The 12517-nt window shown below is 68.9% G+C and carries 14 protein-coding genes and 1 pseudogene; 14 read left to right on the top strand and 1 reads right to left on the bottom strand.

Annotated features, from left to right (window positions below):
* Positions 1-118 precede the first annotated feature (118 nt).
* The gene (locus QM624_RS10565; RefSeq protein WP_415091542.1) at positions 119-1801 is read right to left on the bottom strand and encodes an ABC-F family ATP-binding cassette domain-containing protein; all 1683 of its coding nucleotides are present in this window, start codon (positions 1799-1801) and stop codon (positions 119-121) included.
* Between the two features lie 248 nt (positions 1802-2049).
* Between QM624_RS10565 and rpmE the strand changes: the two genes are divergently transcribed.
* The 14 genes and pseudogenes from rpmE to QM624_RS10495 all read left to right on the top strand — a co-directional run.
* Positions 2050-2268: a 50S ribosomal protein L31 gene (gene rpmE, locus QM624_RS10560; RefSeq protein ID WP_415091540.1), complete on the top strand. Its 219-nt coding sequence runs from the start codon at positions 2050-2052 to the stop codon at positions 2266-2268.
* Positions 2269-2358: 90 nt separating this feature from the next.
* Positions 2359-3426, top strand: a complete 1068-nt coding sequence (gene prfA, locus QM624_RS10555) for a peptide chain release factor 1 (RefSeq protein ID WP_415091538.1) — start codon at positions 2359-2361, stop codon at positions 3424-3426.
* Positions 3423-4268: a peptide chain release factor N(5)-glutamine methyltransferase gene (gene prmC, locus QM624_RS10550; protein WP_415091536.1), complete on the top strand. Its 846-nt coding sequence runs from the start codon at positions 3423-3425 to the stop codon at positions 4266-4268. Before prfA ends, prmC begins: the two co-directional genes overlap by 4 nt.
* The gene (locus QM624_RS10545; protein ID WP_415091534.1) at positions 4256-4921 is read left to right on the top strand and encodes an L-threonylcarbamoyladenylate synthase; all 666 of its coding nucleotides are present in this window, start codon (positions 4256-4258) and stop codon (positions 4919-4921) included. The genes prmC and QM624_RS10545 overlap by 13 nt, the downstream gene beginning before the upstream one ends.
* Positions 4914-6014 carry an MraY family glycosyltransferase gene (locus QM624_RS10540; protein ID WP_298135144.1) on the top strand — a complete coding sequence of 367 codons (1101 nt, stop codon included), beginning with the start codon at positions 4914-4916 and terminating at the stop codon, positions 6012-6014. The genes QM624_RS10545 and QM624_RS10540 overlap by 8 nt, the downstream gene beginning before the upstream one ends.
* On the top strand, positions 6001-6456 hold the full coding sequence (locus QM624_RS10535) for a hypothetical protein (RefSeq protein ID WP_298135146.1): 456 nt from the start codon (positions 6001-6003) through the stop codon (positions 6454-6456). Before QM624_RS10540 ends, QM624_RS10535 begins: the two co-directional genes overlap by 14 nt.
* 52 nt (positions 6457-6508) lie before the next feature.
* Complete coding sequence (locus QM624_RS10530; protein ID WP_415091531.1) at positions 6509-6703, top strand: AtpZ/AtpI family protein; 195 nt, start codon at positions 6509-6511, stop codon at positions 6701-6703.
* Positions 6704-6749: 46 nt separating this feature from the next.
* Complete coding sequence (gene atpB, locus QM624_RS10525; protein WP_415091614.1) at positions 6750-7538, top strand: F0F1 ATP synthase subunit A; 789 nt, start codon at positions 6750-6752, stop codon at positions 7536-7538.
* A 36-nt stretch (positions 7539-7574) separates the two neighbouring features.
* Positions 7575-7799 (top strand): ATP synthase F0 subunit C, encoded by a 225-nt coding sequence (gene atpE, locus QM624_RS10520; RefSeq protein WP_298135151.1) that lies wholly within the window; start codon positions 7575-7577, stop codon positions 7797-7799.
* Between the two features lie 14 nt (positions 7800-7813).
* Positions 7814-8347, top strand: coding sequence for a F0F1 ATP synthase subunit B (locus tag QM624_RS10515; RefSeq protein ID WP_415091529.1), 534 nt, complete (start codon positions 7814-7816; stop codon positions 8345-8347).
* Positions 8344-9138 (top strand): F0F1 ATP synthase subunit delta, encoded by a 795-nt coding sequence (locus tag QM624_RS10510; RefSeq protein WP_415091527.1) that lies wholly within the window; start codon positions 8344-8346, stop codon positions 9136-9138. Before QM624_RS10515 ends, QM624_RS10510 begins: the two co-directional genes overlap by 4 nt.
* 42 nt (positions 9139-9180) lie before the next feature.
* Positions 9181-10818 carry a F0F1 ATP synthase subunit alpha gene (atpA, locus tag QM624_RS10505; RefSeq protein ID WP_415091525.1) on the top strand — a complete coding sequence of 546 codons (1638 nt, stop codon included), beginning with the start codon at positions 9181-9183 and terminating at the stop codon, positions 10816-10818.
* Positions 10819-10821: 3 nt separating this feature from the next.
* Positions 10822-11730, top strand: coding sequence for a F0F1 ATP synthase subunit gamma (locus tag QM624_RS10500; protein WP_415091523.1), 909 nt, complete (start codon positions 10822-10824; stop codon positions 11728-11730).
* A gap of 22 nt (positions 11731-11752) precedes the next feature.
* Positions 11753-12517 (top strand): annotated as a pseudogene (locus QM624_RS10495) (F0F1 ATP synthase subunit beta); the annotation flags it as partial.

The following is a 12517-nucleotide window of genomic DNA, read 5'->3' as shown; positions in this document are numbered from 1 at the left end:
GCGCGGGCGAGATCCCGGGGCAAGCCCGGGATGACGGTAGGCGGCCGGGTCTCGACAAGCTCGACCAACGGCAACACCGTCATCCCGGACTTGATCCGGGATCTCGCGACCGGCGGCCTCAACGCGCCCGGACGACGCGGCTCTCGTCCCAGACCGGCTGGTCCGATTCGTACACCGAACCGTCGGCGCCGAACACCAGGAACCGGTCGAACCGGCGGGCGAACCAACGGTCGTGGGTGACCGCGAGCACCGTGCCGTCGAAGGCGTCCAGCCCCGCTTCGAGAGCCTCCGCCGATTCCAGGTCAAGGTTGTCGGTGGGTTCGTCGAGCAGTAACAGGGTCGCCCCGGCCAGCTGCAGCAGCAGGATCTGCAGCCGGGCCTGCTGCCCGCCCGACAGCGTCTCGTAGCGTTGCTCGGCGGCCGCGGCCAGCTCGTAGCGATCCAACGCCCGGGACGCCGGCTCGCGGCCCATCCCGTCGCGGTGGTCGTCGCCCCGATGCAGGATCTCCAGCAGCGTCCGTCCGGTCAGCTCCGGGTGGGCATGGGTCTGCGCGAACCAGCCCGGACGCACCCGGGCGCCGAGCCGGGCCACGCCGGTGAACGTCACCGGCTCGATCAGCGCCGCGTCCACCGAGGTGTTGCCGGCGTCGGGCGAGGAACCGCCCCGGGCGAGCAGCCGCAGGAAGTGCGACTTGCCCGAGCCGTTCGAGCCGAGCACCGCGACCCGGTCGCCGTACCAGATCTCGGTGCTGAACGGCCGCATCAGGCCGGTCAGTTCCAGGTCCTCGACGACCACCGCGCGGCGTCCGGTGCGGCCACCGGTCAGTCGCATCGTCACCTGCTGGCGGATCGGGACGGCCTGCGGGGGACCGGCCTTCTCGAACCGTTCCAGCCGGGTGCAGGCCGACTGATAGCGCGAGGCCATGTCGGAGTTGAACGCCGCCTTCTGCTTGTACATCAGCATCAGCGCACGCAGCTTCGCGTGCTCCTCGTCCCACCGGCGGCGCAGCTCCTCGAACCGGGCGAACCGCTCCCGGCGGGCTTGGGCGAACGTCGCGAAACCCTTCCCGTGCACCCACAGTGTGTTGCCGGCGGCGCCGAGCTCCAGCGAGGCGATCTGGGTGGCGCTGCGGGCAAGCAGCTCGCGGTCGTGGCTGACCAGCAGCACCGTCTTGGCGGTGGCCCGCAGCTGTTCCTCGAGCCAGCGCTTGCCGGGCACGTCCAGATAGTTGTCCGGTTCGTCGAGCAGCAGCATCTCGTCCGGGCCGCGCAGTAGCACCTCCAGCGCCAGCCGCTTCTGTTCGCCACCGGACAGCGTGTTCACCTCGCGCCACTTGGCCTGCTCGTAGCCGACGCCCAGCGCCTCCTGGCAGCAGGCGTCGAAGACCACCTCCTGGTCGTAGCCGCCGGCGTCGGCGTACTCGGCCAGGGCATCGGCGTAGGCCAGCTGGACCGGCTCCGAATCGTCGTCCATCAGCGCCAATTCGAGGGCGTCCACCGCGGCAGCCGCCTCGGCGATCCGCGGTGGCGACAGCGAGAACAACAGATCCCGGACGGCGCTGCCGTCGCGCAGGCCGCCGATGAACTGGCGCATCACGCCCAGCCCGCCGGACCGCGAGATCGAACCGTCGGTGGCGGCCAGGTCGCCGGCGACGATCCGCAGCAGGGTCGTCTTGCCTGCCCCGTTGGCGCCGACCAGGGCCACCACGGCACCGTCACCGACCCGGAACGAGATGTCCCGCAGCAACGGACGCCCGTCCGGCAGGTCGTAGCCGACCCCCGAAAGTTCGACGTGTCCCATGCCGGGCAGCCTAGGCCCTGGCGGATGTCGGGGCGGTTCCGTGGCACCAGCCCGCGCCGCGGCCGCCGGAACGTCCGCGGCTACCCTGCCCGCCGTCCGGAACACCCGGGAATGATCCGCGCGATCGTGGCGTTTTGCCGATGTCCAGCCCAATCGGGCAGAATGGACGGTCGTTGCCGGTTCACGCCACGGGCCCGATCAGCCCCACTTCCATCCAGGCGACCCGGCGCAGAATGAGGAGCTCGATCATGAAGCAGGGAATTCATCCCGACTACCAGGTGACCCAGGTGACCTGCAGCTGTGGCAACACCTTCGCCACCCGCAGCACCGCCAAGAACGGCGTGATCCACGCCGAGGTCTGTGCGGCCTGCCACCCGTTCTACACCGGCAAGCAGAAGATCCTCGACACCGGCGGCCGCGTGGCCCGGTTCGAGCGGCGCTACGCCAAGAAGCCGGCCGGCAAGTGATTCACGGCAGCGCCGGAGCCCATCGGGCTCCGGCGTTTCGCCGTCCCCGGGCATGTCCGTGCCCATCGTCGATCAGGAAGGCGTCAGTGAATGTTCGAGGCAGCTGACGGCCTGCGCGCCGAGTTCGCCGAGCTGGAACAGCGGCTCGCTGACCCGGCCACCCATGCCGATCTGGCGCTGGCCCGCAAGACCGGACGCCGCTACGCCGAGCTGACCCCCATCGTGAAGGGCCTGGACGCCTACGACCGGCTCACCGATGACCTGGCCGCCGCCCGCGAGCTCGCCGCCGACGATCCCTCCTTCGCCGAGGAGGCCGAGACCCTTGATCAGCAGCTGGCCGAGGTCACCGAACGGCTCACCCGGTTGCTGGCGCCGCGCGACCCGCACGACTCCTCCGACGCGCTGATGGAGATCAAGTCCGGCGAGGGTGGCGAGGAGTCGGCGCTGTTCGCCGCCGACCTGTTCCGGATGTACACCCGTTACGCAGAGTCCCGTGGCTGGACGGTCGAGGTGCTGGACAGCCAGGAGACCGACCTGGGCGGTTTCAAGTCGATCACCCTGGCGATCAAGGCCAAGGGCACCGATCCGGACAACTTCCCCTACGGCGTGCTGAAGTTCGAGGGCGGCGTGCACCGCGTGCAGCGGGTGCCGGTGACCGAGACCCAGGGCCGGGTGCACACCTCCGCGGCCGGCGTCCTGGTGATGCCCGAGGCCGAAGAGACCGAGGTCGACATCGATCCCGACGACCTGCGGATCGACGTCTACCGCAGCTCCGGCCCCGGCGGCCAGGGCGTCAACACCACCGACTCGGCCGTCCGGATCACCCACCTGCCGACCGGCATCGTGGTCAGCTGCCAGAACGAGCGCTCCCAGCTGCAGAACAAGGAGTCGGCGATGCGCATGCTGCGCGCCCGGCTGGTCGCCGCCGCCGAAGAGGCAGCCGCGGCCGAGGCGTCCGCGGCGCGTCGCTCGCAGGTGCGCACCGTCGACCGCTCGGAACGGATCCGCACCTACAACTTCGGCGAGAACCGGATCGCCGACCACCGGATCGGCTACAAGGCCTACAACCTCGACTCGGTGCTGGCCGGCAACCTGGGCGGCGTGATCGAAGCGCTGCAGGCCGCCGATCTGGCCGAGCGGCTGGAAGGCATCGGATGACCTCGGCCGGCCGGGTGCTGCGCGACGCCAGCCGCCGCGTCCCGGACGCCGAAGCGCGTCTGCTGCTCGCCCACGCCCTCGGCGTCCCGGCCGGCAAGCTGCTCACGCTCGGTGATCTCGACACCGACGCGGTCGACGGTTTCGAGCAGTTGCTCACCCGCCGTGAGGCCGGCATCCCGGTGCAGTACCTGACCGGACGGGCACCGTTTCGGCACGTGGATGTCGCGGTCGGCCCGGGGGTGTTCATCCCGCGTCCGGAAACCGAGGTGATGACCGGCTGGGCGCTGGACCGGCTGGCGGAGGTGGGGGAGTCGCCGCTGGTTGTCGAGTTGTGCGCCGGCTCCGGCGCCATCTCACTGGCCATCGCCGACGAATACCCGAGCGCCCGCCAGTACGCCGTCGAACTGAGCGAGGACGCGGTCGGCTACGCGGCGCGCAACCTGGCCGGTACCGGCGTCGAGCTGATCCAGGCCGACATGGCCGACGCGCTGCCCGAGCTGGACGGCACCGTCGATCTGGTGATCGCCAACCCGCCGTATGTGCCGCTGGAGGCCTACGACGGCATCCCCGCCGAGGTGCGCGAGCACGAGCCCACGCTGGCGCTGTTCTCGGGCCAGGACGGCCTGGACGCGATGCGCGTGCTGACCGGGGTGGCGGCCCGCCTGCTGCGTCCCGGCGGCTGGGTGTGTGCCGAGCACGCCGAGGTGCAGGGCGAGTCGGCACCGGCCGTGTTCGTCGGTCACGGCGGCTTCGATCAGGTGCGCGACCACCGTGATCTCACCGACCGCCCGCGGTTCGTGACCGCGCGCCGTGTCGCGACGGTGGCAGGATGGCCCTCGTGAACGAGCCGGACGCCCTGCAGCGCTTCGATTGCGACACCGAGTCCGACCAGGCGCTGGCCGCCGCCGCAGCCGCGGTCACCGCGGGCCGCTGCATCGTGCTGCCCACCGACACCGTGTACGGCATCGGTGCCAACGCCTTCGACCCCGCCGCCGTGCAGGGCCTGCTGGACGCCAAGCAGCGCGGTCGCGACATGCCGCCGCCGGTGCTGATCGCTGAGCCGTCCATGCTGCGCTCGCTGGCCACCGGGCTGACCGCCGACGGGCTCGCCCTGGCCAAGGCGTTCTGGCCGGGCGCACTCACCGTGGTGGTCACCGCGCACCCCGATCTGCGGCTCGACCTGGGCGACCGGGGGGCGACGCTGGCCGTCCGGGTGCCCGATCACGCCTTCACCCGGGCCCTGCTGCGGCACACCGGCCCACTGGCGGTGTCCAGCGCGAACGTCAGCGGACGTCCGGCTGCCACCACCATCGACGAGGCGATCGAGCAGCTCGGCGACGAGGTCGCGGTCTACCTGGACGCCGGCCCGGCGGGCGCGCCGGTGCCGTCCACCATCGTCGACCTGACCGGAGAGCCGCGCATCCTGCGCGAGGGCCGGCTGACCCGCGAGCAGCTCGAGGCCGCCGTCCCCGGACTGTTCGGCGACGATGCGTGAGTATGCTCTGGTCCTGCTGATCGCGGCGGGGGTGACCTACCTGCTGGCCGGGCTGTGCCGCCGGCTGGCGTTCCGGTACAACGCGGTGGCGATCGTCCGCGACCGTGACGTGCACACCCGCCCGATCCCGTACTTCGGCGGCATCGCGATGCTGTGCGGGGTGGCGGCGGCGTTCCTGGTGGCTTCCCAGCTGCCCTGGCTGGGCCGCTTCGACCTGGTCGAGCACGACACCCGTGCCGTCTTCCTCGGTTCGCTGGTGATCTGCGCGGTCGGTGTGATCGACGACAAATTCGACCTCAACGCGCTGGCCAAAATCGCCGGCCAGATCCTGGCCGCCGGCATCGTCGTGCTCAACGGCGTGAAGGTCTACTGGATCCCGCTGCCGGGCACCATCATCAGCCTCGATGACGCCACCTCGATCGCGCTGGCCGTCATTCTGATCTTCCTGTGCGTCAATGCGATCAACCTGATCGACGGCCTGGACGGGCTGGCCGCCGGCGTGGTGGCGATCGGCTCGCTGGCCTTCTTCACCTACGCCTACTGGCTGAGCTACGAGCAGGAGCTGGTCCGGGCCACCACAGCCAGCCTGGTCACCGTGGTCACCGTCGGCGTCTGCCTGGGCTTCCTGCCCTACAACGTGCACGCCGCACGGATGTTCATGGGTGACTCCGGCTCGATGCTGCTGGGCTTCCTGATGTCCACCTCGGTGATCAGCCTCACCGGGCAGCTGGATCCGTCCCAGATCGCCGTGGAGGGCTCGGGCCTGGCGCTCAACGCCTACCTGCCGCTGATCCTGCCGTTCGCGGTGATGGCGCTGCCGCTGGGCGACCTGATCCTGGCCTATGTGCGGCGCACGATCGCCGGACGGCTGTGGTTCCAGGCCGACAAGCAGCACCTGCACCACCGGATGCTCGAACTCGGGCACAGCCATCGTCGTGCGGTGGCGCTGCTGTGGCTGTGGACGGCGCTGCTTGCCTTCGGTGCGGTGGTGATCGGGATGACCTCGACCGCCTGGGCGGTGGTCGGGCTGATCGCCGGGATCGCCATCGCCGCCTGGCTGACCTGGAAGCCGGTGCGTCGTGGCACGGCCTGAGCGCGCTCCCGCCAGCCCCAACGTGCTGCGCGCCCGCCAGTTGCTGGCCGGCGGTGCGATGGGCGGTCATGCGGCGGCGCTGATCGTGATCGGGGTGCTGTATTTCGTCCGGGGGCCGTCCTCGCTGGCCTCCTCGGCACTCACCGCGCTGGCCGTGCTGGCCTTCTTCGGACTGGGTCAACTGGTCCAGATCTGGGTGGCGGACGCGGCGCCGCAGATCGTGATGACCGCCGCGCTCGGCTCGTACGCCTTCCGCGTCGGCCTGCCGGCGTTGGCGCTGCTGCTCATCTCGCAAGATCCCGAACGACTCGCCCAGATGGACCGCGTGGCGGTCGCGGTGACCGCCATCGTCGTGGTATTGGGCTGGCTGGCGGCCGAGATCTGGACCTTCTCCCGGCTTCGAATTCCGGTCTTCGATCCGTCTCAAGACGACCCCCGCTAGGGCGTTGTGCGTTGGCTCTGGCCAGCTGATAACTGCTAGAGTCAGCGAAGTCATGGAGGGCGGCAACGGCATTGATCAGGGTCTCCGGGTCCTGAGCTATCTGTTGTCCGGTCCGCTCTTCTACGGCTTTCTCGGCTGGCTCGCCGATCAGTGGTTGCAGTCATCTCCGTTGTGGATGGTGATTGGCATCGTGGTCGGTATGGCGGCTGGAATCTACATGGTGGTGCAAAGGTACGGACGACCGTGATGTCGAACCAGGAGGTGCGATGGGCCCGCTCGGCCTGATCATCCCGATGGAGGGCGGTGGCGAGGACGACCTCCACCACTGGCCGCCCGGGGTGCATAGTTTCGACCCCAAGCCGCTGTTTCCCGACGCCGGCATGGACTGGGTGAACACCTACCTGTTGCAGGCGGTGATCGGCACGATCCTGGTGATCCTGGTCTGGCTGTGGTTCGCCAAGGACCAGAAGGTCGTCCCGGGCTTTAAGCAGTGGGTCGGCGAGCAGCTTTACAACATGGTGCGCAACGGCATCGGACGTGAAGCGCTCGGCCCCGACTACCGCAAGTTCACTCCGTACCTGATCGGGCTGTTCTCGTTCATCCTGGTGAACAACCTGTTCGGGCAGTTCTTCCTGACCATGTTCCCGACCTTCTCCAGGGTCGGCTACGCCTACGCCCTGGCGCTGTTGTCCTGGCTGCTCTACAACGGCGTCGGCATCGCCAAGCACGGACTCGGCGGCTACTTGAGGCTGATGACGATGCCCAAGGGCGTGCCCGGGCCGCTGTACGTCATCATCATTCCGCTCGAGATCCTCTCGAACTTCATCGTCCGGCCGGTCACCCTGGCCCTGCGACTCTTCGCGAACCTGTTCGCCGGCCACCTGGTCGTGATCGTGTTCGTAGTGGGCGGCACCCTGCTGTTGGAGCAGACGAGCGTCGTCTACCAGATTGCCGGCGGCGCGTCGCTGCTGATGGCCTTCCCGATTTTCGCCCTCGAGATCTTCGTGGGCGTCCTGCAGGCGTACATCTTCACGGTGCTCACCGCGCAGTATGTCGCCTCATCCCTTGCCGAAGACCACTGACCCCGACCCACTGACAACCCTCCGAAAGGAAACGTAATGCTCCCCATCATGGAGATCACCGGTTCGCTCAACATGATCGGCTACGGCCTGGCCACCATCGGCCCGGGCATCGGCGTCGCCATGGTGTTCGCGGCCGTCATCAACGGCACCGCCCGCCAGCCCGAGGCCCGCGGCGCGCTGATGAGCACCGCCTGGATCGGCTTCGCCGTGGTTGAGGCGCTCGCCATCATCGGCATCGCGCTCGCGTTCGCCATTCAGTGATCGGACCCATTCCGATGACCACGATTCTGGAGATCGACCTGGGGCCGCTGCTGCCGGCGTTCCCCGAGTTCATCGCGGGCATCGTGCTCTTCATCGTCATCTGGATCGTGATGGCCAAGAAGGTCGTCCCCGCGTTCGAGAAGACGTACCAGGAGCGCTCCGCAGCCATCCAGGGCGGGATCGAGAAGGCCGAGGCCGCCCAGGCCGAAGCCGCCGCAGCGCTCGAGGAGTACCGCCAGCAGCTGGCAGGCGCTCGCGACGAGGCCAGCAGCATCCGCGAAGAGGCCAAGGCCCAGGGTGCGCAGATCCTCGCCGAGATGCGCACCAAGGCCCAGGAAGAGGCCGATCGGCTGATCGCCCAGGCCAAGGCTCAGATCGAGGCCGAGCGGGTGCAAGCCGTCCAGCAACTCCGCGGCGAGATCGGCGGGCTGGCGACCAACCTGGCCGGCAAGATCGTCGGCGAGTCGCTGGACGACGACGAGCGTGCCCGGCGCACGGTCGATCGGTTCATCGCCGACCTTGAGGCATCCGACGCGGAGCGGGTATGAGCAGCATCCAGCAGGAGCGGCTGAGCGAGCTGGACCGGGTTCTGGACTCGGTCCAGGTCACGCCGGACCTCTCCGAAGAGCTGTTCGCCCTGGTGGATCTGCTCGACCGGCAGCCCGCGCTGCGGCGAGCACTGACCGACCCGGGTGCCGAGCCCGAGGCGCGTGAGAGCCTGCTGCAGGCGCTGTTCGGTTCCCGGCTCTCCGAAGCTGCTCGCACGGTGCTGCACGCCGCGGTCGGGCAGCGCTCGGGTAGCCCGTCGGCGCTGGCGGCCTCCCTGGAACGCCAGGGCATCCGTGCGGCGCTGAGCAGCGCTCAGCTCGCCGGCACCCTGGACGCGGTCGAGGACGAGCTGTTCCGCTTCGAACGGCTGGTCGCGGCCGACCCGGCGCTCCGGGCGGCGATCAGCGACCGGTCCGCGCCGCTGGACGCGCGTCAACAGCTGGTCGACGACCTGCTGCGTGGCCGCGCCGACGCGGTGACCACCTTCCTCGCCAAGCGTGCGGTGGCCGCCCGGTCGAACAGCTTCGAGCTGACCGTCGGCAGCTACCTCACCCTGGCCGCCGCTCTGCGGCAGCGCGCGCTGGCGCACGTACTGGTGGCCCGCCCGCTCACCCAGGAGCAGCACGACCGGCTCGCGTCCATCCTCGGACGTCAGCTCGGCCGTGACGTCAGCCTGCAGGTGGTGGTCGACCCCGAGGTGATCGGCGGCGTCCAGGTCACCGTGGGCGACGAGATCATCGATGGCACCGTCGCCGGCCGGCTCCACGACGCGCACCAACAGCTCGGCTGATTGACATATCCCCCAGCAACGAACACAGGACAAGGACCAATAATGGCGGAACTGACAATTCGTCCCGACGAGATCCGAGAAGCCCTGGAGAAGTTCGTGACGAACTTCTCCACCGAGGCAGCGAGCCGCGAAGAGCTGGGCACCGTCGTGGTCTCCGGCGACGGCATCGCCAAGGTGGAGGGCCTGCCGTCGGCCATGGCCAATGAGTTGCTGGAGTTCGAGAACGGCACCAAGGGCATCGCGCTGAACCTCGACGTCCGTGAGATCGGTGTCGTCGTGCTGGGCGACTCCGAGGGCATCGAAGAGGGCCAGACCGTCAAGCGCACCGGCGACATCCTGTCCGTGCCGGTCGGTGACGGCTACCTGGGCCGGGTCGTCGACGCGATGGGCAACCCGATCGACGGGCTCGGCGAGCTCAACGGCATCGAGGGCCGGCGTGCTCTCGAGCTGCAGGCCGCCGGCGTGATGGACCGGCAGAGTGTCTCCGAGCCACTGCAGACCGGCATCAAGGCGATCGACTCGATGACCCCGATCGGCCGCGGTCAGCGTCAGCTGATCATCGGCGACCGCAAGACCGGCAAGACCGCGATCGCGATCGACACGATCATCAACCAGAAGGCGTTCTGGGAGACCGGCGACCCGTCCAAGCAGGTGCGCTGCATCTACGTGGCGATCGGCCAGAAGGGCTCCACCATCGCCGCGCTCAAGCGGGTGCTCGAGGACGCCGGCGCAATGGAGTACACCACGATCGTGCACGCCCCGGCGTCCGATCCGGCCGGCTTCAAGTACATCGCGCCGTACACCGGCTCGGCCATCGGCCAGCACTGGATGTACAACGGCAAGCACGTCCTCATCGTCTTCGACGACCTGACCAAGCAGGCCGAGGCCTACCGCGCCATGTCGCTGCTGCTGCGTCGTCCGCCGGGCCGCGAGGCCTACCCCGGTGACGTGTTCTACCTGCACTCCCGTCTGCTCGAGCGCTGCGCCAAGCTGTCCGACGAGCTGGGCGCCGGTTCGATGACCGGCCTGCCGGTGATCGAGACCAAGGCCAATGACGTTTCGGCCTACATTCCGACCAACGTGATCTCGATCACCGACGGCCAGATCTTCCTGCAGTCCGACCTGTTCAACGCCAACCAGCGTCCTGCCATCGACGTCGGCATCTCGGTCTCCCGAGTCGGCGGCGACGCCCAGGTCAAGGCGATGAAGAAGGTGTCCGGCACGCTGAAGATCGGCCTGGCGCAGTACCGCGACATGCAGGCGTTCGCGATGTTCGCCTCCGACCTGGACGCCACCTCGCGGCGCCAGCTGGAGCGCGGTGCGCGGCTCACCGAGCTGCTCCGGCAGCCGCAGTACTCGCCGTTCCCGGTCGAGGACCAGGTGGTCAGCGTCTGGGCGGGCACCAACGGTCACTTCGACGATGTTCCGGTCAGCGACGTGCTGCGGTTCGAGAGCGAGCTCCTCGAGTACCTGCGGCGCAACACCGACATCCTCACCACCATCGCCGAGACCGGCGGCTGGGACGACGACACCGCCAACGCGGTGGCCAAGGCGATCGCCGACTTCAAGCAGCAGTTCCGCACCTCCGGTGGCGAGCGGGTGGCTGCCGAGGAGCGCGGGCAGAAGCCGTTGTCCGACTCCGAGATCGGTGTGGAGACGATCCAGACCAAGAAGGACTGACCGATGCCTGCGAGCTTGCGTGAGCTGCGACAGCGCCGAAAGTCGGTCGCAGCCACTCAGAAGATCACCCGGGCGATGGAGTTGATCGCGGCCTCCCGGATCATCAAGGCACAGCGGGCCGCCCAGGCGGGCGAGCCGTTCATCACCGAGCTGATCCGCGCGGTGTCGGCGGTGTCGACCTATTCGCACGACCCGCATCCGTTGACCGAGGCGCGGCCGAAGGTCCGCCGGGCGGCGATGCTGGTGATCACCTCCGACCGGGGCATGAACGGCGCCTATTCGGCGAACGCGATCAAGACCGCGGCCCGGCTGCGCGAGCGGCTGGAGCGTGAGGGCGTCGAGGTCGTCCGGTACGCGGTGGGCCGCAAGGGCATCGCCTACATGAAGTTCCGCAATCTGCCGATCCGGCGGTCGTGGGAGGGCATCTCCGATGCGCCGACCTTCGACAAGGCTCAGGAGATCGCGGACGCGCTGATCGACGACTTCCTGCGTCCCTATGAAGAGGGCGGCGTCGACGCGATCTACGGCGTCTACACCCGGATGAACTCGATGATCAACCAGGAGGTGCGGGCCCGTCGCCTGCTCCCGATGGAGATCGTGGAGGGCGTGCACGAGCCCGGCGAGGGCGAACTGCTGCCGTTGTACGAGTTCGAGCCCGATCCCGAGACGGTGCTGGACACGCTGCTGCCGATGTACGTCCGCAGCCGGGTGTGGTTCTACCTGCTGCAGTCGACGGCGTCCCAGCTGGCCAGCCAGCAGCGCGCCATGAAGTCGGCCACCGACAACGCCAAGCAGCTGATCGAGCGCCTGACCCGTGAGGCCAACCAGGCCCGCCAGGCGGAGATCACCCAGGAAATCAGTGAAATCGTCGGTGGCGCGGGTGCGCTCGCCGATGCGGCCGCCCAGGACTAGGGCACGAGACGAGAGTGGATCAATGACCGTGACACTGGACAGCAACACCGCCACCGAAGGCGCCGAGGGCGCCATCGGCCGGGTGGCCCGGGTGATCGGCCCGGTCGTCGACGTGGAGTTCCCCGCCGACCAGATGCCCGACATCTACAACGCCCTGCTGATCGACATCGAGGCCGGTGAGCAGACCCGCACCATCTACGCCGAGGTCGCCCTGCACGTGGGCGACAACATGGTCCGCGCGATCTCGCTGAAGCCGACCGACGGCATGCGCCGCGGCGCCCGCGTGGTCGACACCGGTGCGCCGATCTCGGTGCCGGTGGGCGACGTCACCAAGGGCCGGGTGTGGGACGTGACCGGCACCTGCCTCAACGAGGACAACAGCACCGTCGAGGTCACCGAGCGGTGGCCGATCCACCGTCCGGCGCCGAAGTTCGACGCGCTCGAGCCCAAGACCGAGATGCTCGAGACCGGCATCAAGGTGCTCGACCTGCTGACCCCGTACGTGGCCGGCGGCAAGATCGGCCTGTTCGGCGGCGCCGGCGTGGGCAAGACGGTGCTCATCCAGGAGATGATCTACCGGATCGCGCACAACTTCGGTGGCACCTCGGTGTTCGCCGGCGTGGGGGAGCGGACCCGTGAGGGCAACGACCTGATCCACGAGATGATCGAGGCCGGCGTCATGAAGGACACCGCCCTGGTCTTCGGTCAGATGGACGAGCCGCCGGGCACCCGGCTGCGGGTGGCGCTGTCGGCGCTCACCATGGCGGAGTACTTCCGCGATGTGCAG

It is taken from the genome of Micropruina sp., assembly GCF_047606365.1.
Taxonomy (GTDB): Bacteria; Actinomycetota; Actinomycetes; order Propionibacteriales; family Propionibacteriaceae; genus Micropruina.
The sequence above is the reverse complement of the archived record's forward strand: the minus strand, read 5'-3'. Positions and strand labels throughout refer to the sequence as shown.